The sequence below is a fragment of the Erwinia sp. V71 genome, assembly GCF_965644245.1.
Taxonomy (GTDB): domain Bacteria; phylum Pseudomonadota; class Gammaproteobacteria; order Enterobacterales; family Enterobacteriaceae; genus Erwinia.
This window is the reverse complement of sequence record NZ_CBFFRK010000046.1, coordinates 1-23,968: the sequence shown is the minus strand read 5'-3', so window position 1 is coordinate 23,968 and position 23,968 is coordinate 1. Positions and strand designations below refer to the sequence as shown.

Sequence of the window (23,968 nt, the reverse complement as noted above, 5' to 3'; positions counted from 1 at the left end):
TTAGTCAGCATGGCGCAGTCGCTGCCACTGGCGTTTCGTGGCACGGCTGACGCGATCAAGATAGAGGTAAACCACCGGGGTGGTGAACAGGGTTAACAGCTGGCTCAGCGCCAGACCACCGGCAATCGCCAGGCCGAGCGGGCGACGGATATCGGCATCACCGCCCGTACCCAGCGCCAGCGGCAGGGCACCAAAGAATGCCGCCAGGGTGGTCATCATAATCGGCCGGAAGCGCATCAGGCAGGCCTGGGTGATCGCCTGTTGTGGCGTCATGCCCTGCTCACGCTCCGCCGCCAGCGCAAAGTCGATCATCATAATGGCGTTCTTTTTGACGATACCAATCAGCAGCAAAATGCCGATCAGCGCAATCACCGTCAGCTGGGTGTTGGTCAGCAGTAACAGCAGCAAGGCGCCAACGCCCGCCGACGGCAGGGTCGACAGAATGGTGATCGGATGAATATAGCTCTCGTACAGCATCCCCAGCACGATATACACCGCCGCCAGCGCCGCCAGAATCAGCCACGGCATCGAGCTGGCCAGTTCGGAGAACATTTTCGCCGTGCCCTGGAAACTGGCATTGATGGTGTCCGGCAGGGCGATTTCCGCCATCGCGCGTTTAATCAGCGCCTGCGCCTGCTCCAGCGACACGCCATCCGCCAGGTTAAAGGCAACGGTGCTGGTGGCAGACTGCCCCTGGTGCGCCACCGAGAGCGGCGCATTGGCACCACTGAAGCTGGCGAACGCCGAAAGCGGGATCTGATTGCCGCTGTCATTGACCACAAACAGCTGGTTCAGGATCGACGGATCGCGCGTGTAGTCATCATCCAGCGTGATCACCACATGGTACTGGTTCAGCGCGTGATACAGCGTCGCCACCTGGCGCTGGCTGAAAGCATTATTCAGCAGCGTATCGAGCATCTTCACATTGACACCCAGCTGGCTGGCACGATCACGATCGATGGTGATCAGCACTTCCTGGCCGCCAGTCTGCGAGTCGGAATCGACGCTGGTGAACTGCGGCATCTTCTCCAGCGCCGCTTTCACTTTTGGCGTCCAGATGCGCAGCGTATCGAGATCGTCCGCCTGTAAGCTGTACTGATAGGTGGCGTTAGCGCTGCGTCCGCCGACATGAATATCCTGCGCCGCCATCAGGAACAGCTGAATCCCGGCGTCATTCTGCGATTTCATACTCAGCCGGTTTGCCACTTCCGTGGCGCTGGCATCGCGCTGATCGAGATCTTTCAGATGGACGAAGAAGTTGGCGCTGTTACGTGAACCAAATGCGCCACTGCCCATGGAGGACATCACGCCGTCCACCGCCGGATCTTCCGCAATCATCTTGCTGTACGCCTGCAGCTTCGGCTGCATCGCCTGGAAGGAGACATTCTGGTCGGCGCGCAGCATGCCCATCAGCAGCCCGGTATCCTGATTGGGGAAGAAACCTTTCTGCACCACCGAATAGAGGAACACATTCAGCACGATGGTCAGCAGCAGGCTGAACAGCGTCAGGCGCTGATGGCGCATCACCCAGTCCAGTGCCGACGAGTAGGACGCCAGCAACGCATTGAGCTGATTTTCAATCCACTGATACAGCGGATGCGGCCGCTCAGTGACTTTCGGCTTACGCCGCAGCAGACGCGAACACAGCATCGGTGTCAGCGTCAGTGACACCAGCATCGAGATAATCAGCGAAACGGTCAGCGTCACGGCAAATTCGCGGAACAGACGCCCCACCAGACTGCCCATCAGCAGCAGCGGAATAAACACCGCCACCAGCGACAGGGTCATCGACAGCACGGTAAAGCTGACTTCCTGCGCCCCCTTCAGCGCCGCGCGTACCGGGCTGAATCCCTTTTCGATATAGCGGGTGATATTTTCCAGCACCACAATCGCATCATCGACGACAAAGCCGGTGGCGATAATCAGCGCCATCAGCGACATGTTATCGAGACTGTAGCCAAGCACATACATCACCGCGCAGGTACCAATTAACGACACCGGCAGCGCCAGCGCCGGAATGGTCAGCGCGCGCACATTGCGCAGGAAGACAAACACCACGCCAATCACCAGCAGGATGGCGATCAGCAGCGTCTCTTCGGTTTCATACAGCGACGAGCGGATATTGGTCGAACGATCCACCACCAGCTTCAGGCTGACATTGCCTGGCAGATCTTTCTGCAACGCCGGCACCAGCGCCTTAATCGCGTCAATGGTTTCCAGCATATTGGAACCCGCTGAACGCGTCACCACCAGCATCACCGATGGCGTCTGGTTGTAGTAACCGACGTTGTATTTATCCTCTACCGAGTCATACACCGAGGCGACATCACTGAGGTGAATCGCCCGGCCATTCTGATAGCTCACCACCAGATCGCGATATTCACTGGCTTTATTCAGCTGACCATTGCTGTCCACCACCCACGAGTGGTGCTCCCCTTCCAGCATGCCTTTCGGCAGATTGGTGGTGCTGTTGGCAATCGCGCTGCGTACGGTATCCAGCGACACGCCATAGTGCGTCAGCTGCTGCGGTTGCAGCGTAATACGCACCGCCGGTAAGGCACTGCCGATCAGCGACACCTGACCGACACCCTTCACCTGGGCGATTTTCTGCTTCAGTTTGCTGTCCGCCAGATTGTACAGCTCGCCACTGCTGACCACCGAAGACGTCAGCGCCATCAGCACAATCGGCGCTTCCGACGGGTTTGCTTTACGGTAGGTTGGTAGTGACGCCATGCTGCTCGGCAGCAGACTGCGCGCCGCATTGATCGCGCCCTGTACATCACGCGCCGCGCCATTGATATCACGGTCGAGATCAAACTGCAGGATGATGGTGGTCGATCCCTGCGAACTGCTGGAGGTCATCTCAGTGATGCCAGCAATCTGCCCCAGCGCGCGTTCGAGCGGCGTCGCCACCGTCGCCGCCATGGTTTCCGGGCTGGCGCCCGCCAGGTTAGCGGACACCATGATGGTCGGCAGATCCACCTGCGGCAGGGGTGCCACCGGCAGCAGGCAATAACCCAGCAGGCCGAGCAGCAGCAGCGCCAGCGTGAGCAGCAGCGTCGCCACCGGACGGAAGATAAACAACTTAATCATGGTTACTCCTGCGCGCGCCGTTGGGCATCACGCATCCAGCGTTTGCCGCGTTGCGCCAGGCCGTCGAACCACAGATAAATCACTGGCGTGGAGAACAGCGTCAGCACCTGACTGACGATCAGACCACCGACAATCACCAGCCCCAGCGGCTGACGCAGCTCCGCACCCGAGCCGTGCGCCAGCATCAGCGGCAGTGCGCCCAGCAGTGCCGCCATGGTGGTCATCAGAATCGGGCGGAAACGCAGCAGACAGGCCTGATGGATCGCCTCACGCGGGCTGAGATGCTGTTTGTTCTCTGCCTCCAGCGCAAAGTCGATCATCATAATCGCGTTCTTTTTCACGATGCCGATCAGCAGGATCACGCCAATCAACGCAATCAGGCTGAATTCGGTATCCGCGAGGATCAGCGTCAGCAACGCGCCCACCGCCGCCGATGGCAGGGTGGACAGAATGGTGACCGGATGAATAAAGCTTTCGTACAGCACCCCCAGCACCACATACATGGTCAGCAGCGCCGCCAGAATCAGCCACAGGGTATTGCCGGTGGCGCTCTGGAACGAGGACGCCTCGCCCTGATAACGCAGGGTGATGCTGTCCGGCTGCGCCAGCTGCTTGCTGATCTCGCTGATCGCCTGCTGCCCCTCTTCCAGCGAATAGCCTTCGTTCAGATTGAACGACACGGTCACCGCCGGGAACTGATTCAGACGCATATTCACCAGTGAGCCGGTACGCAGATGAATTTTGGCAATCGACGTCAGACGCACCATACCGTTACTGCTGCTGGATGCCGTACTGGAGCTGGAACTGCTGGACGAACTGCTGCTGGTTGAGCTGCTGGAAGAGGACTGCGTGCTCGCCAGCCAGATATCGTCAAACGACGCCGGTGACTGCTGATACTTTGGCTGCACCTCCAGCACCACGCGATACTGGTTCGACTGGGTAAAGATGGTGGAGACCAGACGCTGACCAAAGGCGTTGTACAGCGCGGTGTCGACATCAGAGGCAGTAATGCCGTAACGTGCCGCCGCATCACGGTTCAGCTCCACATACGCCACCTGGCCCTGGTCCTGCAGATTGCTCACCACGCCGTTAAACTCCGGACGCTGCTGCATCGCCGTCAGCAGTTTTGGCGTCCACTGCACCAGATTTTCACTGTCGGCATCATCCAGCGTGAACTGATACTGACTTGGCGTCACCTGATCGTTAACCGTCAAATCCTGCGCCGACTGCAGATAGAGCTGAATGCCCGGCACCTTCTGCGTCGCCTGCTGCAGTTCCTTCATCACTTCATCCGCGCGCTCATCACGTTCGTCGAAGGATTTCAGGTTGATCTGCAAACGACCGCTGTTCAGGCTGGTGTTGTTGCCATCAATACCAACGGTGGATGACAGACTCTCCACCGCCGGATTCTGCAGAATAATGTCCACCAGCTGCTGCTGACGTTTCGCCATCTCGCCAAACGAGACATCCTGCGACGCCACGGTGACACCCTGAATCAGACCGGTATCCTGGCTCGGGAAGAAGCCTTTCGGGATCACCAGATACAGCAGCGCGGTCAGTACCAGCGTACCCAGCGCCACCAGCAGTGTCAGCGGCTGGTGATTCAGTACGATGGTCAGCATCCGGTCGTAGCTGCGCACCAGTGCATCAAAGAATTCACCGCCTTTGCGGTAGAAACGCGACTGCCGGTGTTCCGGGATATGGCGCAGCATATAGGCACACAGCATCGGGGTCAGCGTCAGCGACACCACCATCGACACCAGAATCGCCACCGCCAGCGTAATCGCGAATTCGCGGAACAGTCGCCCGACCACATCGCCCATAAACAGCAGCGGGATCAGTACCGCAATCAGTGAGAAGGTAAGGGAAATAATGGTGAAGCCGATCTGCGCCGATCCTTTCAGCGCCGCCTGCATGGGCGTTTCGCCCTCTTCCAGCCGGCGGGCAATGTTTTCCACCACCACAATCGCATCATCGATAACAAAACCAGTGGCGATGGTCAGCGACATCAGCGACAGGTTGTTCAGGCTGAAACCGCACAGATACATCACGCCAAAAGTGCCGACCAGCGACAGCGGCACCGCCATGCTGGGGATCAGCGTCGCGGCGATATTACGCAGGAACAGGAAGGTGACCATCACCACCAGCGCAATCGACAGCATCAGTTCAAACTGCACATCGCTGATCGAGGCACGAATGGTCTGGGTGCGATCCGACAGGATCGACACTTTCACGCCATCCGGCAGTGACGCCTGCAGCGTCGGCAGTTGCGCTTTAATCGCATCCACTACCGCAATCACATTGGCGCCCGGCTGGCGCTGCACGCTGATGACAATCGCCGGACTGCGGTTCGCCCAGGCCGACTGGTAACTGTTCTCCGCCGCCTCCGAAATGGTGGCGATATCGTGCAGGCGCAGTGCGGAACCGTTCTGGTAAGTCAGGATCAGATTGCCGTACTCTTTCGCCGTACGCAGCTGATCGTTGGCATCAATGGTGATCGAGTGATACTTGCCGTCAAAACCGCCTTTCGAACCATTGACGTTACTGTTGCTAATCAGCGTATTCACGTCTTCCAGCGTCAGGCCATGCGCGGCCAGCGCCTGTGGGTTCATCTGCACGCGGATCGCTGGCTGATGACCGCCCGCCAGCGTCACCATCCCCACGCCGGAGATTTGCGACAGCTTCAGCGCAATACGGGTATTCACCAAGTCCTGCACTTTGGTCAGCGGCAGATTGTCGGAGGTCGCCGCCAGCGAGATCACCGCGTTATCCGCCGGATTCACCTTTTTGTAGGTCGGCGGATTGGGCAAATCGCTCGGCAGCAGGCTGTCGGCGGCATTAATCGCCGCCTGCACTTCCTGCTCGGCGATATCCAGCGACAGTTCCAGTGAGAACTTCAGCGTAATCACCGAAGAACCACTGGAACTGCTGGAACCCATCTGGCTCAGCCCGGACATCTGTCCCAGCTGGCGCTCCAGCGGCGCGGTGACGGAGGAGGCCATCACATCCGGGCTGGCGCCAGGATACAGGGTGGTCACCTGAATGGTCGGATAATCCACCTGCGGCAGCGCGGAGGTGGACAGTAAACGGTAAGCGAAGATCCCGGACAGCAATACCGCCACCATCAGCAGGATGGTGGCGACCGGGCGCTCAATAAAGATGCGGGAAGGATTCATTGCGCCTGCGCGCTCCCGCTGGCAGCGACGCTCTGCTGCGCCGTCACCACTTCAACTTTGCTGCCGTTGGTCAGACGGTCAATCCCTTCCGTCACCACCTTGTCGCCAGCGCTGACACCGGAGAGTACCGCCAGGCGATCGTCACCATAGGTCGGGCCGGTTTTCACTGCTTTACGGCTGACGGTATTGTCTTTGTTGATAACGTAGACAAAATCACCCTCGCTGCTCAGCTGCAATGCCTGCGCCGGGATCACCGTGGTCTGTTGCAGCGTGCCGGTTTGCAGGCGCACATTCACAAACTGGTTCGGGTACAGCGCATCGTCCTGATTGGCGAAGATCGCCTTTAGTTCCACCGTACCGGTATCAGTATTGATCTCATTACTCATAAACTGCACCGTGCCCTGCTCCAGCTCGCTGCTGCCATCCTGGTCAAAGGCAGTGGCAGGCAGCGACTGCCCGTTATGCAGCGCTTTTGCCAGCACCGGAATATGGCTCTGCGGTACGCTGAATTTCACCGCCGCAGGCTGGATTTGCGTAATGGTGACAATGCCCGTGGTATCACTGCTGTGCACCATATTGCCGACATCCACCAGCCGTAAACCGACCCGGCCGCTGACCGGTGCGGTAATGCTGGCGAACTCGATATTCAGTTTGGCCGCCTCAATCTGCGCCTGGTCTGACTTAACCGACCCGCGATACTGCCCCACGGTGGCAATCTGGCTGTCGAGATCCTGACGTGACAGCGAGTCCTGCGCATACAGTTTCTGATAACGCGCCAGCGTCAGCTCGGCACTTTTCAGCTGCGCCTGATTTTCTGCCAGTGCGCCCTGATACTGCGCCAGTGTCGCCTGATAACTGCGGGCATCAATCTGCGCCAGCAGCTGCCCTTCTTTCACCAGCTGGCCTTCGGTGAACAGCACTTTAGTCAGTTGCCCATCAACCCGGCTGGTCACCGTCACGCTGGCATTGGCCGTTACCGTCCCCAGCGCGTTGATATAGACCGGCACATCCGCCACCGTCACGTCACCACTGTGTACTGCGGTGGTGCCGCCGAACATCATACTGCCGCCATCAGGCCCACCTGGCGGACCACCGGCTGGCGCGCCTGCAGGTCCACCTGCGCCTGGGCCGCCATGCGGCAACAGACGCCAGATAACTGCAGCGAGGATCAGCAAGGGAATAGCTAACAGCAGAATACGGCGCAAGCGGGATTTTTTGGCAGGCGAGGTCATGAGGTCCTTTTGATTCTTTCATCCAGGCGAAAAATCAGGGACCGGGCACGCCGGTCCCAATGATAATTGGAGCGAACTGCGTCACATTATCATCTTTATAACAGATTAATTTCCATGCGTAGAGTGTAATAATCCCGTAATAAATCAGGATTTCCAGCCACCACCTAATACTTTATACAGCGTCACCTGCTGGTTCAGCTGCCCCAGCTTAGCGGTAATCGCTGATTGCTGCGCGCTATACAGTGAACGTTGCGCAATCAATACATTCAGGTAGTTATCCACGCCCTGCTGATAGCGTAATTCAGCATAGTGGTAATAGCGCTGGTTTGCCGCTAAATCCTGCTCCGTCGCTTTCAGCTGATCTTTCCAGGTATCCTGGCCCGCCAGCGCATCACCCACTTCCTGGAACGCGGTCTGAATCGCTTTTTCATAATTGGCGATTTCAATCCGTTTTTGCGCCTGCGCCACATCGAGATTAGCCTGATTTTTCCCGCCATCAAAGATAGGCAGGCTCAGCGATGGCGCGAATGACCAGGCCGCTGTGCCGCCCTCGAGCAGATGACCGAGGCTGCTGCTGTAAGACCCCCCCGCCGCCGTCAGGCTGATGCTGGGGAAGAAGGCGGCACGTGCCGCGCCGATATTGGCGTTGGCAGCTTTCAGCGTGTGCTCGGCGGAAATAATATCCGGGCGGTTGGTCAGCAGATCCGATGGCAGTCCGGCCGGGGTGTCCGGGAAGTGCCAGTCTTTATTCAGCTGCGCTTTCGCCAGTAAATCAGCAGGCAGATTGGTGCCCACCAGCAGGCCTAACGCGTTGATATCCTGACGCACCTGACGGGTATAAGAAGCGACATCCGCCTGTGCGCTGCGTACCGACGTTTCCGCCTGCGCCAGCTCCTGATCGCTGCTGACGCCGGCATCGTAACTGCGTTTCGTCAGGTCATACGTCGCCTGCTGGCTTTTCACCGTATCCTGCGCCAGCTGCAACAGCGCTTTATCCGAGCACTGCGACAGGTAGCCAGACGCCACTTCGCCAATCAGGCTGATGCGCGTGGCACGCTGCGTCGCGTCAGTCGCCAGATAGCTTTCCAGCGCATTGTCACGCAGGCTGCGCAGACGGCCAAAGAAATCCAGCTCCCAGGAGGTGGTGCCCAGCGTCGCTTCATATTGCTGATAGGTCACCGGACCGGTGCTTTTGGTGCTGTACAGATTGCCCGGCAGATGGGTGGTGGTTTCGTTAACGCCCGCGGAAACCGTCGGCGTCAGCGCCGACCGTTCCACCTGTACCTGCGCCCGCGCCACTTCGACATTTAACGCCGCGACACGCAGGTCGCGGTTATTATCCAGCGCCAGCTGGATCAGCTGCTTCATCACCGGATCGTTAAAGAAGTTCTGCCAGACAATATCGGCGCCATTGCCCTGCTGGCCGCCACTCTGCTGATCAAAGTGGTCAGCCACCGGCAACGCCGGACGCTGGTAATCCGGCTGCAGCGTGCAGCCCGTTAATGCCAGCGCCAGCGCAGCCAGGGTGAAGGTCTTATGATTCATGCTTATTAACCTCAGAATTCAGTTTTTTCTTGCCGGCAAAACGCTGAGCGACGACGACGTAGAACATCGGCACAAAGAAGATGGCAAGGAAGGTCGCGGTAATCATACCGCCCACCACCGCCGTACCGATGGAGTGCTGGCTGCCCGCTCCCGCGCCATGCGAGATCATCAGTGGCAGTACGCCGAGCACAAACGCCATCGAGGTCATAATGATCGGGCGGATGCGCAGTTTCGCCGCTTCAATCGCCGCTTCCACCAGCCCTTTGCCCTCTTTCTCATGCAGATCTTTGGCAAATTCGACGATCAGAATGGCGTTTTTCGCCGCCAGACCGATGGTGGTCAGCAGCCCCACCTGGAAGAAGACGTCATTCTGCAGGCCGCGCAGCAGTACCGCGCCAATGGTGCCGAGTACGCCGAGCGGGATCACCAGCAGTACCGAGAACGGAATCGCCCAACTCTCATACAGCGCCGCCAGACACAGGAACACCACCAGAATCGACAGGGTGTACAGCGCCGTGGTCTGCGAGCCGGAAGTCTGCTCTTCATAGCTGGTGCCATGCCACACGACCTTGTAGCCGTCCGGCAGTTTGGCGGCAATCTCTTTCACTGCTGCTACCGCTTCACCCGAGCTGTAACCGCTGGCAGGGGAACCCATAATCTCGACCGCAGAAACCCCGTTGAAACGCTCAAAGCGCGGTGAACCGTAGACCCATTTGCCGCTGGCGAAGGCGCTGAACGGCACCATCTCGCTGCTGCTGTTACGGAAGTACCATTTGTTGAGATCTTCCGGCGTCACGCGCGAACCGGCGTTACCCTGGATATAGACCTTTTTCACACGCCCCTGATACATAAACTGGTTCACATAGCTGGAGCCCCACGCCGCGGAGAGCGTGTCGTTGATATCTTCCAGGCTCAGTCCCAGTGCACGGGCACGTTCATCATCAATCACCAGCTGATACTGCGGTTCATCTTCCATGCCGTTCGGACGGGTGGCGGTCAGACGATGATCCTGCGACGCCAGCATCAGGAACTGGTTGCGTGCCGCCATCAGTTTATCGTGCCCCTGGTTTTTGGTGTCTTCGAGGAAGAAGTCAAAGCCGGTGGCATTACCCAGCTCCATTACCGCCGGTGGCACCATGGCAAACACTTTCGCGTCTTTCAGGGCAGAGAAATGCGCCATAGAACGTCCGGCCAGCGCCTGTACTGACTGGGCGCTGCCGCGCTCACTCCAGTCTTTCAGCTTCACAAACGCCATGCCGCTATTCTGACCACGGCCGGAGAAGCTGAAACCGTTAACCGCAAACACCGATTTCACGCTGTCGCTTTCGTTTTTCAGGAACCAGTCGGTCATCTCATCCAGCACGTTCTGCGTGCGTTCCGCCGAGGCATTGGCTGGCAGCGTAACCTGCACCATCATCACCCCCTGATCCTCATCCGGCAGGAAGGTGGTTGGCACGCGGGTGAACAGATAACCGGTCGCCGCCACCAGCGCCACGTAGATCACCAGGAACAGGCTGCGGCGCGAAATCACTTTGCCGACACCTTCGGTGTAGTGCAGGGTGCCGCTGTCGAACTTACGGTTGAACCAGCCCGCCAGCCCCGTGGTTTTATGCTCCGCCGCGCTGGATTTCAGCAGGGTAGCGCACAGCGCCGGGGTAAAGATCAGCGCCATCAGCACGGACAACGCCATCGCCGACACAATGGTGATCGAGAACTGGCGATAAATCACCCCGGTCGATCCGCCGAAGAACGCCATTGGCAGCAGAACCGCCGACAGTACCAGCGCAATACCAAACAGCGCACCCTGGATCTGCGACATCGACTTGATCGTCGCCTGCTTCGGATCGAGCTGCTCTTCATGCATCACACGCTCGACGTTCTCCACCACCACGATGGCGTCATCCACCAGCAGGCCGATGGCCAGCACCATACCGAACATGGTCAGGATGTTTATCGAGTAGCCACAGGCGGCGAGAATACCGAAGGTGCCCAGCAGTACCACCGGCACCACCATGGTGGTCACCAGCGTGGCGCGCAGGTTCTGCAGGAACACCAGCATCACTACAAACACCAGTGCAATCGCTTCGAACAGGGTTTTCACCACCTCTTCAATCGAGGCGCTGACCACTGGCGAGGTATCGTAAGGGAATTCTACCGCCACTCCTTCCGGCAGGCTGCCTTTGAGGTTTTCCACGCTGTCACGCACCGCACTGGTGGCATCCAGCAGGTTGGCGCCACTCGCCAGACGCAGCGCCATACCGGCCGACGCTTTGCCGTTATAGGTGGCAGAAATGCTGTAATCCTGCGGCCCCAGATCAACACTGGCGACATCTTTCAGGCGTACCTGAGAACCATCGCTGTTCACTTTCAGCAGGATATTTTTAAACTGTTCGACGCTTTCCAGTCGCGTTTTACCAATAATGGTGGCGCTGGTTTTCGCCCCTGGAATGGTCGGCAGACCGGCCAGTTTACCGGAGGAAACCTGCACGTTCTGCTGGCTGATCGCCGTGCTGACATCACTCGGGATCAGCTGGTACTTATACAGTTTGCCCGGGTCGAGCCAGATACGCATCCCGTACTCGGAACCCATCACCATAAAGTCGCCGACGCCTTTGGTACGGGCAATCGGATCTTCCAGTTTCGACACCAGCAGGTTCGCCAGGTCGCCGTTGTTCAGCTTACCGTCGGTGGAGATCAGGCTGACCACCATCATAAAGTTGGCCTGATACTTACGGACGTTAATCCCCTGGTTGGTCACTTCCGAAGGCAGCTGCGACTCGGCCAGCGACACCTTGTTCTGCACCTGTACCTGCGCGGTATCGGCATCAGTGCCCTGATTAAAGGTGACAATAATACTGGCGCTGCCGTCGCTGTTACTTTGCGACTCGATATAGCGCAGGTTATCGATACCGTTCAGCTGCTGCTCAATCACCTGCACCACAGTATTCTGTGTGGTTTCGGCGCTGGCACCAGGATAGGTCACGCTGATGGAAATCGCCGTCGGCGCGATATTGGGATACTGGTTAACCGGCAACGAGAGGATTGAAATCCCACCCACCAGCATCACCATAATCGCCACCACCCAGGCAAAAATTGGGCGTTCGATGAAAAACTTCGACATCTGTTTTTCCCTTTATTGTGCGGACGGATCGGTGGTGGTGAGATTGGTGTTCGCCGGGCTGCTGTTGAGCGTGTCGCTCTCTTTCGCATTCACTTTGGCACCACTGCGAATCGACTGCAGACCACTGACCACCACTTTTTCCCCGGCTTTCAGACCAGAGGTGACCAGCCAGTTTTCCTGCTGCATTTCACCGGTGGTGACAGTGCGCTGCGCCACCGTGTTGTCACTGTTCAGCACATAGACATACGGTTTGCCCTTCACGTCATGACCGATAGCCTGCTGCGGCACCAGAATGCCTTCGCTGGCGATACCCTGCGGGAAGCTGGCGTGGACAAACATCCCCGGCAGCAGCTCGTTATGCGGATTCGGGAACGAAGCACGCATGGTCACGGTGCCGGTGCTTTCCGTTACCGTCACTTCCGAGAACTCCAGCTTGCCGGTTTGCGCATATTCGCTGCCGTCTTCCAGTGTCAGTTTCACTACCGCTGCATTCTCGCCCGCCGCAGTCAGCTGACCGTTAGCCAGTGCACGGCGCTGACGCAGCAGATCCTGCGACGACTCACTGACGTCAACATAGATCGGATCGAGCTGCTGAATAGTGGTGAGGTAGCTGGTCTGGCCGTCGGTCACCAGCGCACCTTCAGTGGACAGCGAACGGCCGATATGACCGGAAATCGGTGCACGGACCTGGGTGTAATTAAGATTCACACGGGCGCTGGTGAGATCGGCCTGCGCGGTTTTCGCCGAAGCCACCGCATCATCATAGGTCTGGCTGCTGATGGCATGAGCTTCCGCCAGTGGCTTATAGCGTTTCACCAGCATGTTGGCGTTATTCAGCGTCGCCAGTGCTTTGTCGTAGGTCGCCTGATAGCTGGCAGGATCGATCTGATACAGCGGCTGGCCCGCTTTCACTTCGCCGCCCTCGGTAAACAGGCGTTTGGTAATAATGCCGCTCACCTGTGGACGCACTTCTGCCGTTCTTACCGCCGTCGTACGACCCGGCAGTTGCGTCATCAGGGTGACCGCTTCAGCTTTCAGGGTGACAACACCCACTTCCGGGATCTGTGGTGTGGCGCTGGGCGATGAAGTCTGGTCGCAGGCGGCCAGCAAAAAAATCAAACTCGCGTACAGGAGTTTCAGTTGCATGGTGTGCTCTCGATCTGAAGTTATTATGGCATGACGAGAATGGTCATTCTCAAAAGAGAGGCATTATAAAGTGGACGTAAAAACAGCGGTGTTAAGATTGCGTAAAGCTTATTTGCCAAACACGTCGTTTAGGCAAAAGATGGAGTAAATGTGCAGGCGAGAGGATCGTCGGGCCAAAAAACACCCCATCGGGTGCCACTGTCAGCAGCCAGTCACACCTGAGCAGGCGGCATCCGTTCCACACAAAACAAAACAATATTTCCATAAAAAGCAAACATTGAAATTTTAATTTTAGTAGCATAGCCTTTTCTCCTGCCCCCCTTATTGTTCATACAGGAGTTCATACAATGAGCCATGCACTGACACTGGACGAGCTACTCGCTCAGGAACAGGAAAACCTTTTTGCTGATTTTGATTTCCAGGCAGCCTGGGACATCGGGCAGGCCATCCGCCAGCGCGCACTGGCAGAAAATGCGCCGGTGGCGATTGAAGTGTATGCCTTCGGGCAGCCACTGTTTCTCAGCGCCCTGCCCGGCTCCAGCGCAGATAATCTGGAGTGGCTGAAGCGCAAACGCAATACAGTATTACGTCTTGCTCACTCGTCGCTGTACGCCGGGCTGCATTATGAAGAAAGCGGCTCACGTATGGCGCAGCATGCTTTTGTCAATCAGGCGGAGTATTGCGATCACGGCGGCAGCTTTCCGTTGCTGAATCAATCCGCTGCGGTATTTGGTGCGGTCAGCGTCAGCGGGCTACCCTCGGCAGAGGATCATGCTCTGGTACTGTGGGGGATTAGCCAGTACCTGAATAAAAACTAAATATTGCCGCTGATGAATGCCCTGATGAACCAGAGTGTGACGCTGGCCGTTATCCTGATCGGCCAGCGTTCACAACATCAGCGCGGCACCTCAGCCATGCCCGACCACGGCATCCGGCGCAATATTCATATGCTTTAACACCGCGCCAATAATATTGCCGAACACCGGCGCAGCGACCGAACCACCGAAGTGATCGCCCGCGGTCGGGTGGTTGATCATCACCACCAGCGCCACCTGCGGATCGCTGGCGGGCGCGACGCCAGCGGTATAGTTGATATAACCGCCATCGTACTTCCCTTCCGGCCCCATTTTTTCCGCCGTACCGGTTTTAATCGCCAGCCGGTAGCCGGGCACCGCCGCACGCACGCCACTGCCGCCAGGCAACGCATCGCTCTCCATCATATGGATAACGTCTTTTACCGTCTCCGCATTCGCCACCCGCGTGCCCAGCACCGGCGGTGTCACTTTGGTGATCGACAGCGGACGATACAGACCATAGGAGCCGAGGGTGGCGTATTCACGGGCAATCTGCAGCGGCGTGACGCGCAGGCCATAACCAAACGAGAACGTGGCGCGTTCGATGTCTGCCCAGCGCTGACGATGCGCCGGGAAGTAGCCCACGCTTTCCCCCGTCAGTCCCAGCCCGGTTGGTTTACCCAGGCCAAAGTTGCTGTACGTGTTGACCAGCACCTGCGCGGGCATCGCCAGTGCGATATGCGACACGCCGATATCACTCGATTTCTGCAGAATGCCGGTCATGGTCAGACGCGGCCAGTGACCGACATCGCGGATCAGATGACCGTTAACCGAGTAAGGCGTGGTGTCGATCACCGAATCCGGGCGCACCAGCTTGCGCTCCAGCCCTTCCATCACCACCAGCGGTTTGACCGTCGAGCCGGGTTCATAGCTGTCATTGATCGCCGCATTGCGCATCTGCGCCGGTGACACTTTGTCGAAGTTATTCGGGTTGTATGACGGATACGACGCCATACCGAGGATCTCGCCAGTATCGATTTTAATCAGCACTGCTGCGCCGGAATCCGCTTTGTTCAGCAGTACGCCATCACGCAGTCGGGTATACAGCGTGTACTGATCAAACTTATCAATACTCAGCTGTACCGTCGGTGACTGCTGCGGCGGCTGGTAGTCAATCATGGCGATAATATTGCCGTCGCCATCCTGACGATATTTCTCATAACCAGGCTGCCCCTGCAGCAGTTTGTCATACCCGTGCTCCAGCCCGTTCAGCCCGCGATTATCGGTGCCGACAATCCCCAGTAGCGGCGCTGCCGCCTCGCTCATCGGATAAAAACGGCTGTCGTCATACTGCGTTGAGATGCCTTTCAGGTGCAGCTGAGCAATATCTTTCGCCAGCCCCAGTTCGATTTTGCGCCCCAGATAAAGGAAACGGCGCTCGCCGTTGGCATTAATTTGCGCGGCAATCTGATCCGGCGACTGATTGAGCGCATTCGCCAGGTATTGCCATTTGGCGCTGGAGAAATCAGGATGCGCCTCCAGCACGCGCTGCGGGTCGGCGATAATATCGCGCGCTGGCACACTGAGCGCCAGCGCATCACCGTTACGATCCAGCAGCGTGCCGCGCGGTGTCGGCAGTGTCACGGTGCGCAGTGAACGCTGATCGGCTTCGTGCTCCAGCATCGGATGATTGATCAGCTGCAGATCGGCGACGCGCGCCAGCAGAAACACCATACAGGCCAGCACGCCGAGGCAAATCAGGCGGAAACGGAAGGGATTAAATGGCGCAGTGATCTGGTCTTTACCCAGGAATTTTTTTAGTGGTGGCATACGCCCTCTGCTCATTTTTTCAGGGCAAAAAAAACCTGCGCATCTGCGCAGGTTGGTGTAATCAAGAAAGAAAACTTTTGATGTTCACCCATCAATACCTCTGGGACTTAAAATTTAACAAGTCCCGTCGATGGGTCGCCATCATTGATTCGCAACAGTTATCCGCAAAGTGTAACCAGCTATGTGATCTTTAAGCAGTTATGCTACTAAACCCGTCAGATAACCGTTTCCGGCTGCGGCGCTTTCTCCACCTGTACCAGGCAACTCATAGCGTTCGGCCCCTGGGTCAGCGAAGAGGTGCCAATATCCAGCGTCAGCACATTCGGGTTACCCGCGCGGTCATATGGCCGCCACTGCGCTTTGCCGAAGCCCGGATCAAACCAGGCGCCGGTGGAGATCAACACCACCGATGGCGTGACCCCCTCGGTCAGTCGTACCCCGGCCAGCATCGCGCCTCGACCATTACTCACTTTGATCACATCGCCATCGGCAATGCCGCGGGGTGCTGCGTCCTGCGGATGCATCCACAGCGTTTCGTGTCCGGCGGTTTTATTCGCCTGAACCGTCGCGGTGCCGTCCAGCTGGCTGTGCAGACGGTCGCCCGGCTGGATTGAAATCATATGCAGCGGATAATCGCGGCTAATCTCTGCGCCCAGCCACTCCTGCGGTTCACGCCATTCCGGGTGACCGGCGAAATCCTCCAGCTGATAACCGGCAATGGTGCTGCTGAACAGCTCGATTTTGCCGCTGGCGGTTTTAATCGGATGCGCCTGCGGATCGTTGCGGAACGCTTCCATAAACACATACGACGGACCGCCTTCCGGCACTTCGACAAAGCCGCGCTCCCAGAACTCACCAAACTCCGGCCAGTGTACGCCCTTGCTGGCATGGGCCAGCGCGCACTGCTGGTAGAGGTGCTCGATCCACTGCATCTCGTTGCGGTTTTCAGTGAAAGTGTCGCGGTAGCCAAGACGCTCCGCCACATCAGCGAAAATATCGAAATCGTTACGCGCCTGGTGCTGTGGCTTAATCGCCTGATGCATCGCCAGCACAAAGCGGTCACGCGAGGAGCCACCGATATCATTGCGCTCCAGCGTGGTGGTCACCGGCAGCACGATATCCGCCATCTTCGCCGCAGGCGTCCAGACGATGTCCTGCACAATCACGGTATCCGGCCGCTGCCAGCCCTCAACCAGCCGGTTCAGCTGCTGATGGTGGTGGAACGGGTTACCGCCCGCCCAGTGAATTAAGTGGATATCCGGATATTCCAGCGTTTCACCCTGGAAAGTGTAAGGCTGGCCTGGATTGAGCAGCATATCGCTGATACGCGCGACCGGAATGGACAGGCCGGACGGATTCGGGCCGGTCGACATCAGCGGTGCCGGGCCTTCCAGACGCGGGTTGCCGACGCTGTTCATCGAGCCATGACCAAAGGAGAAACCGGCCCCAGGCAGGCCTGGCTGACCGAGCATTGACGACAGCGCAATCATCATCCAGTACGGCTGCTCGCCGCGATGGGCGCGCTGTACCGAGTAAGAACAGGTAATAAAGCTGCGCACGCCGATCAGCTGCTGCGCCAGCAGGGCAATACGCGCCGCCGGAATTCCGGTAATCGCACTCGCCCACTCTGGCGTTTTGGCGATGCCGTCGCTCTCGCCAGTCAGGTAAGCACGCAGCTGCGGGTAGCCGACGCAGTGAGAGGCGAGGAAGGCGTTATCCACCGCACCGCGTCGTTCGATTTCATAGCCGAGTGCCAGCATCAGCGCCACATCAGTATTCGGCCGAATCGGAATCCATTCGGCGTTGACGAATTCCGGGCAGTCATCACGCATCGGGCTGATATTGATCACTGGCGTGCCTTTGGCCGCCAGTTGCTGCAATGCCGGTTTCAGGCTGTGCTGCCCTGCGCCGCCGGACGCCACCTGCGCATTTTTCAGCGCCAGGCCGCCAAAGGCGACAAACAGCTGACAGTGTTCGACCACACTCGGCCAGTCTGTGACGCGGCCAGTAAGCGGCATATACGTGCCAATCACATACGGCAGGAAGAACTGCGCCGCGCCCCAGCTGTAGTTACCCTGCTGATCGACGCCGCCGCCACCGGTAAAGTAGAAGCGACGAATCAGGGTGCGGGCATGATTGACGCGCCCGGCGGATGACCAGCCGTAAGAACCGTTAAAGATACCGGATGCGCCGTAGCGATCGCGCACGCGGCGATTCTCTTCCGCCACCAGATCCAGCGCGGTATCCCAGTCCACTTCAACAAAATCTTCCCGCCCGCGCAGCGTGCGGTCGCTGTTTTCGCGCGACTTCAGCCACGAGCGGCGCACCATCGGTTTACGGATGCGCTTATCGGAATAGACCAGCTCCGGGATGGTGTTCAGCATCGGAGACGGGTCCTGGTCGGCGAAGAACGGCTCGCAGCCTGTCAGTTTGCCGTTGTCGGTGATGGCGGTAAACGCGCCCCAGTGGGCCAGGTGTGGCAGTTTTTTAATTGTCATGAGTCTTCCGCAGGCAGATGAATAGCGCTGATATACCCGTCATAATTCAAGCTGCAGGTGCGTTGGCTGCGCCCGCTCACCCCAGTCACATAGTTAGCTATGCTCCCGGGGATTCCCCTGCCTGCCGCCTTCCTGCAGCTTGAATTATTTAGGGTATAGCAGCATAACATTTTTTATTCCCGCGTCAGTCACGATGTGATCCACATCGCGCAAACGGTTGAATCAGCAATCCCGACGGCACACGGCACTTTTCCTTCGGCTTTGCGACGCCGCTGGCATTCTCACCGCTTGAACCCACTGACATTTTCCGTAACACTGAATTTATGTGTAAACGTTTTCCCGGGAAGTAACGATAACAGATGGCTACCATAAAGGATGTTGCAAAGCTGGCTGGTGTTTCTGTCGCCACGGTCTCACGCGTCATCAATCACTCACCCAAGGCGAGCGAGAGTTCCCGGCTGGCAGTCACCAGCGCTATGGAGCAGCTGCAGTACCATCCGAACGCCAATGCGCGCGCGCTGGCGCAACAGTCGACGGAAACCATTGGACTGGTGGTGGGCGATGTGTCCGATCCTTTTTTTGGCGCGATGGTGAAAGCGGTAGATGAAGTCGCCTGGCGTACTGGCAACTTTTTACTGATTGGTAACGGTTACCATAATGAAGAGAAAGAGCGCCAGGCAATTGAGCAACTGATGCGTCATCGCTGCGCAGCGCTGGTGGTTCATGCCAAGAAAGTACCGGATGATGAGCTGGCCCGCTTAATGCACCAGCTGCCAGGAATGGTGCTGCTGAACCGCGCCCTGCCCGGCTTTGAGCAGCGCTGCATTGCGCTGGATGACCGTTACGGTGCCTGGCTGGCAACCCGCCACCTGATCCAGCAGGGACACCAGCAGATTGGTTTTATCTGCTCCACCCATACCATTTCCGATGCAGAAGAGCGTTTGCAGGGCTATTACGATGCGCTGCGTGAGCATGGTTTGCCCTGTAACGATCGGCTGGTGGCATTTGGTGAGCCGGATGAGCTGGGCGGGGAACAGGCGATGACGGAGCTGCTGGGACGCGGCAGACAGTTTACCGCAGTGGCCTGTTATAACGATTCGATGGCCGCCGGCGCGCTGGCGGTGCTGAGCGATAACAGCATTCGCATTCCGGAAGAGATCTCACTGATTGGCTTTGACGATGTGCTGGTGTCGCGTTATGTGCGTCCGCGGCTGACGACCATACGTTATCCGATTGTCACCATGGCACAGCAGGCGGCAGAGCTGGCGTTAGCGCTGGCCAATAATCAGCCGCTGCCGGAGGTGACCAATATGTTTAGTCCGACGCTGGTGCGGCGACATTCGGTCGGCGCGCCAGGCTGACAGACGCCTGCCGCGGGCCGCGGCAGCCTGATTTTCTGCACCGTCTCGCATCTCTGGCAAAAGCCGTTGACGACCGGCTAATTAACCGCCATCCTCTGGCGCATACTCTTCAGGCACGTTTTTCTCACACTTAACGACAAGGATCGTTGTTATGTATGAAGCTGCACGCCTGGGTGACGCGATCGGTCACTCAGGTGCATTATCAGGGATGATGGTCGGTACGCTGGTCGGCGCAACGGTTGCGGCGACGGGCGGTGTGGTCTCCGGCGTCTTACTGGTTGCCGGGCTGGCGGCTTCCTGTCTTGGTGTCGGCTTACTGCTGACAGCGGCGGCCCTCGGGATCGGCTGGCTGAGCAGTGAACTCGCCACTTCCTCACGCAACAGTATCGCTGCCAACGGCGAACGCCGGGTCCGCAAGCGCGGCGTTATCTGCAGCGGCTCCCCGAATGTCTTTATCAACGGCAAACCTGCCGCCATTGCCAGCCGCAGTCAGGTGCACTGCGACGATGACGGCCACTCGATGCATATGGCAGAAGGCGCTGCCAGCGTCACCATCAACGGCATGCCCGCCGCACGCATTAATGACCGCACCAGCTGTGATGGCCGGGTTATCCAGGGCTCGCCCAATGTACGAATTGGCGGCCCGTCGGTCAGAACGTCAGACATTACGCCAGAAGTACCGGAGTGGCTGTATCAGGCCTCGGATCTGACGCTGCTGTTTAGCGGCCTGCTGGGTACTGGCGGCGCAGCGGCACACGCCGGAGCACTGGCGCAGGTACTCAGCAAACTGCCGGGAATTAACGCGCTCGGACGTCTTCTTTGCCGTGCCGGCGCGCTGATGACCGCTGCCGCAGCCATCGGGATTGTCGCCCGCCCGGTAGATATTGTCAGCGGACAGAAATTCCTCGACGGCGATGACGAACTCGACTTTGTGCTGCCGTCACGGCTGCCGGTGCGCTGGCAACGTTACTGGCGCAGCGGCAACCCCGGTGACAGCGTGCTCGGGCGTGGCTGGAGTCTGTTCTGGGAAACCCGGCTGGAGCGTTACGGCAGCGGGCTGGTGTGGCGCGCCCCGTCCGGCGATTATGTCGCGTTCCCGCAGGTGCCGCGCGGCAGACGAACCTTCTGCGATGCCGAAAAGTGCTGGCTGGAACATCACCAGGATGGCAGCTGGTCGCTGTACGACATCAGCGGTGAACGCTGGTACTATCCGCCGCTGCGCGATGACGCCCCCTCGCTACCGCTGCGCCTTGCCGACCGTTGCGGTAACGATATTCTGTTTACCTGGAACGCGGATAACACGCTGGACGCGCTGACCGACAGCGCCGGGCAGCGCGTGGTCTGTCGTTATCAGCACCATCGCCTGACCGGTGTCTGGCTGGATGATGAGATCTGCCTGGTTAGTTACGCTTATGATGAGCAGCACCAGCTGGTGATGGTCACTGGCCGGGGCGGTAGCGTGCGCAGACGCTACCGCTGGCAGGATGGCCTGATGAGCGCTCATGAAGACGCCAGCGGGCTGCTCAGTGAATACCAGTGGCAGCACATTGATCAGCTGCCGCGCGTGGTGGCCTTCCGCCACAGTGGCGGCGAGCAACTGTGCTTTGAATACGACTTTGCCCGCGGTGCGCGCCGCGCCATGCGCGATGACGGCGCACAGGCGCACTGGCTGGTGGACGACGATGAACATGTCGCGCGCTTTATCGATTTTGACGGCCGCCAGACCACGCTGCTGTATGAGCAGGGAGAACTGTGCGATGTGATCCTGCCCGGTGGCGCAATGCGGCACAGCCAGTGGGATCGCTATGGGCGCATGACAGAGGAAACCGACCCGACCGGTCGCCGCACTTCGTATCAGTGGTTCCGTCTGACGGACTGCCTGACTCGCACCAGACACCCTGACAATACCTGCGTGCATAACCGCTACGATCTGCAGGGCCGTCTGCTGTCCGTCACCGATGCACTGAATCACAGCACCACGTACCACTATCCTGACAACGAAGAGACACTGCCGGACAGCATCACCGATGCCGCTGGCGGCGAAGTGCACCTGAAATGGAACCATCAGGGACGGCTGACACAGCACACAGACTGTTCCGGCAGCGTCAGCCGCTTTGTTTATGACCGTTTCGGCCAGTTGATCAGCAGCGAGAATGCCGAAGGCCATATCACACGCCGTGAGTGGAATAATGCCGGGCAACTGTGCGCCATCATCTATGCCGATGACCGCCGCGAGGTGTTTCACTGGAACACTCACGGCCAGCTCTGCACCTGGCGCGATGCCGCTGGCAGCGAAATGCGCTGGCAATTTAACGCCGCCGGTCAGCCGCTTTGCCAGACCGATCGCAACGGCCACACCCGCCGCTGGCATTACGATCCGCGCGGCAACCTGCTGCGGCTGGAGAATGGCAATGGCGGCGAATATCGTTTTACTTATGACGCCACCGGCCATCTGCTAAGCGAAACGCGCCCGGATGATACCTCACGCCAGCTGCAATGGGATGAACGCGGTTTTCTCAGCGCCGTACAGGAAGATGGCCAGCCGTCAGCGGATGGCGATCTGTCCCGCCGCTGGCAGCAGTTCAGCCATGATGACAGCGGGAGACTGACCGGGCGCCGCCATCAGCATGCAGAGTATCACTATCGCTATAACCGCGCCGGGCAGCTGATCCGGCTGCAGCGTATCCCGACAACGACAGGCGCAGCGCTGGGTATTGCTGCGGATGAGGTGACGTTTACGCGCGATGCGGCAGGCCGTCTGACAGGCGAAGCGGGCGTAAACGGTGCGCTGACCTGTGAGTATGATGTGCTCAGCAATCTCACCGGCCTGCCCCTTCCCGGCGGGCAGCAGCTGAGCTGGCTGTATTACGGTTCCGGTCATACCAGCGCAATTCGTTTTGATCATCAGCTGGTGAGTGAATTTACCCGCGACCGCCTGCACCGTGAGACTGAACGCCGCCAGGGCGCACGTCAGCTTTTCCGCCGCTATGACAGCGTGGACAGGCGTATCCTGCAACGCAGTGAGCTGAGCGGCACGACGACTCTCACGCAGCACGGGATGGACAGCACGGCTGTCCTGCAACACGCAGATGCAGCCGGACAACTCAGCATCCGCGATGATGACAGCACATTACCGGAAAAAATACGGCTGACGCGTGTCTTGCGCTACAGCGCCGCGGATGAACTGACCGCTGTCAGCGACACCCTACGCGGTGAGATCCACTACGGCTATGATGCCGCAGGCCGTCTGCTGAGCCATAGCGAAGCGCGCCAGGCTTACAGTGCGCAGTTTTACTACGATGCGGCGGATAATCTGATCGCAGAGAATAGCGCCCCGCCGCTGCCCGGTAACCGGCTGTCGCACTGGCAGAAACTGTTTCTGCAGTACGATGCCTGGGGCAACCTGATTCGCCGCCGCAACGGCCTGTATGAACAGCGCTATGTTTACGATGCTGAAAACCAGCTGATCTCCGCCAGCGGCAGTGGTCCGCAGGGCGATTTTAGCGCCCACTATGATTACGATGCGCTGGGCAGACGCAGCGCTAAAACGGTCACCAGTAACAGTGGCGTAAAGCAAACCCGCTTTCTGTGGCAGGGCTACAGGCTGTTGCAGGAGCAGCAGGCCAATGGCCGTCGCATCACCTATGTTTACGACCCGGATGCAGACTGGAGCCCGCTGGCGCATATCGACCATATGGCGCAGGAAAGTGGCGGTGAGATTCAGTTGGTTCACTACCGACCTGAACGGTGCACCGCTGGAGGTGACGGACGAAGCCGGGGCGGTATGCTGGAGCGGTCAGTACGGCAGCTTCGGCGAAGTCAGCCGGCAGACAGAAGGTTATCAGCGGCTGATGCCCCACTCCGCGCTGCGCCATCAGCCACTGCGCTACGCCGGGCAGTATGCTGACGCCGAAACCGGGCTGCACTATAATCTGTTTCGCTACTATGACCCGCAGGTGGGGCGATTTATTACGCCAGATCCGGTGGGGCTGGCAGGCGGGCTGAATCTGTATGCTTATGCGCCGAATCCGCTGGGGTGGATCGATCCGCTAGGATTAGCCACACGCAGAACTGAGTTTAGGGCCGCTAAGTCTAAGGCGGATTCAACTCCGAAGTGCAACGCTAAGCCGCCAATCTTAGCTCTGCAAACACCACAGACGGTTGCCTGAATC

At 58.6% G+C, this 23,968-nt stretch carries 10 protein-coding genes and 1 pseudogene; 3 read left to right on the top strand and 8 right to left on the bottom strand.

The genetic code is table 11. From position 1 onward, the window contains the following. The 6 genes from ACSZO1_RS11705 to ACSZO1_RS11680 form a co-directional block, all read right to left on the bottom strand. Entirely contained in the window at positions 1–3,093 is a 3,093-nt protein-coding gene (locus ACSZO1_RS11705) for an efflux RND transporter permease subunit (protein WP_437612702.1), read from the bottom strand. Positions 3,094–3,095: 2 nt separating this feature from the next. Then, the gene (locus ACSZO1_RS11700; RefSeq protein WP_437612700.1) at positions 3,096–6,269 is read right to left on the bottom strand and encodes a multidrug efflux RND transporter permease subunit; all 3,174 of its coding nucleotides are present in this window, start codon (positions 6,267–6,269) and stop codon (positions 3,096–3,098) included. Beyond that, positions 6,266–7,501 carry an MdtA/MuxA family multidrug efflux RND transporter periplasmic adaptor subunit gene (locus ACSZO1_RS11695; protein WP_437612698.1) on the bottom strand — a complete coding sequence of 412 codons (1,236 nt, stop codon included), beginning with the start codon at positions 7,499–7,501 and terminating at the stop codon, positions 6,266–6,268. Before ACSZO1_RS11695 ends, ACSZO1_RS11700 begins: the two co-directional genes overlap by 4 nt. 144 nt (positions 7,502–7,645) lie before the next feature. After that, positions 7,646–9,046, bottom strand: a complete 1,401-nt coding sequence (locus tag ACSZO1_RS11690; RefSeq protein WP_437612696.1) for an efflux transporter outer membrane subunit — start codon at positions 9,044–9,046, stop codon at positions 7,646–7,648. Next, the gene (locus ACSZO1_RS11685; protein WP_437612694.1) at positions 9,036–12,167 is read right to left on the bottom strand and encodes an efflux RND transporter permease subunit; all 3,132 of its coding nucleotides are present in this window, start codon (positions 12,165–12,167) and stop codon (positions 9,036–9,038) included. The genes ACSZO1_RS11690 and ACSZO1_RS11685 overlap by 11 nt, the downstream gene beginning before the upstream one ends. 12 nt (positions 12,168–12,179) lie before the next feature. Beyond that, a complete protein-coding gene (locus ACSZO1_RS11680; protein WP_437612692.1) occupies positions 12,180–13,313 on the bottom strand; it encodes an efflux RND transporter periplasmic adaptor subunit in 1,134 nt (377 codons plus the stop codon). A 347-nt stretch (positions 13,314–13,660) separates the two neighbouring features. Between ACSZO1_RS11680 and ACSZO1_RS11675 the strand changes: the two genes are divergently transcribed. Further along, positions 13,661–14,131 carry a heme-degrading domain-containing protein gene (locus ACSZO1_RS11675; protein WP_437612691.1) on the top strand — a complete coding sequence of 157 codons (471 nt, stop codon included), beginning with the start codon at positions 13,661–13,663 and terminating at the stop codon, positions 14,129–14,131. A 90-nt stretch (positions 14,132–14,221) separates the two neighbouring features. On the opposite strand, the gene ACSZO1_RS11670 is transcribed toward ACSZO1_RS11675, so the two are convergent. Further along, positions 14,222–15,937, bottom strand: a complete 1,716-nt coding sequence (locus ACSZO1_RS11670) for a penicillin-binding transpeptidase domain-containing protein (protein WP_437612689.1) — start codon at positions 15,935–15,937, stop codon at positions 14,222–14,224. 215 nt (positions 15,938–16,152) lie between these two features. Next, positions 16,153–18,435, bottom strand: coding sequence for a molybdopterin guanine dinucleotide-containing S/N-oxide reductase (locus tag ACSZO1_RS11665; RefSeq protein ID WP_437612687.1), 2,283 nt, complete (start codon positions 18,433–18,435; stop codon positions 16,153–16,155). Positions 18,436–18,794: 359 nt separating this feature from the next. Here ACSZO1_RS11665 and galR point away from each other — a divergent pair, with 359 nt between their 5' ends. Beyond that, positions 18,795–19,796: an HTH-type transcriptional regulator GalR gene (galR, locus tag ACSZO1_RS11660; protein ID WP_437612685.1), complete on the top strand. Its 1,002-nt coding sequence runs from the start codon at positions 18,795–18,797 to the stop codon at positions 19,794–19,796. A 151-nt stretch (positions 19,797–19,947) separates the two neighbouring features. After that, positions 19,948–23,863, top strand: a pseudogene (locus ACSZO1_RS11655) (RHS repeat-associated core domain-containing protein); the annotation flags it as partial. Positions 23,864–23,968 lie beyond the last annotated feature (105 nt).

Bases quoted from the DNA above. Each gene is read 5' to 3' on its own strand.
- ACSZO1_RS11705 (WP_437612702.1), bottom strand. From the start codon at position 3,093: ATGATTAAGTTGTTTATCTTCCGTCCGGTGGCGACGCTGCTGCTCACG.
- ACSZO1_RS11700 (WP_437612700.1), bottom strand. From the start codon at position 6,269: ATGAATCCTTCCCGCATCTTTATTGAGCGCCCGGTCGCCACCATCCTG.
- ACSZO1_RS11695 (WP_437612698.1), bottom strand. From the start codon at position 7,501: ATGACCTCGCCTGCCAAAAAATCCCGCTTGCGCCGTATTCTGCTGTTA.
- ACSZO1_RS11690 (WP_437612696.1), bottom strand. From the start codon at position 9,046: ATGAATCATAAGACCTTCACCCTGGCTGCGCTGGCGCTGGCATTAACG.
- ACSZO1_RS11685 (WP_437612694.1), bottom strand. From the start codon at position 12,167: ATGTCGAAGTTTTTCATCGAACGCCCAATTTTTGCCTGGGTGGTGGCG.
- ACSZO1_RS11680 (WP_437612692.1), bottom strand. From the start codon at position 13,313: ATGCAACTGAAACTCCTGTACGCGAGTTTGATTTTTTTGCTGGCCGCC.
- ACSZO1_RS11675 (WP_437612691.1), top strand. From the start codon at position 13,661: ATGAGCCATGCACTGACACTGGACGAGCTACTCGCTCAGGAACAGGAA.
- ACSZO1_RS11670 (WP_437612689.1), bottom strand. From the start codon at position 15,937: ATGCCACCACTAAAAAAATTCCTGGGTAAAGACCAGATCACTGCGCCA.
- ACSZO1_RS11665 (WP_437612687.1), bottom strand. From the start codon at position 18,435: ATGACAATTAAAAAACTGCCACACCTGGCCCACTGGGGCGCGTTTACC.
- galR (WP_437612685.1), top strand. From the start codon at position 18,795: ATGGCTACCATAAAGGATGTTGCAAAGCTGGCTGGTGTTTCTGTCGCC.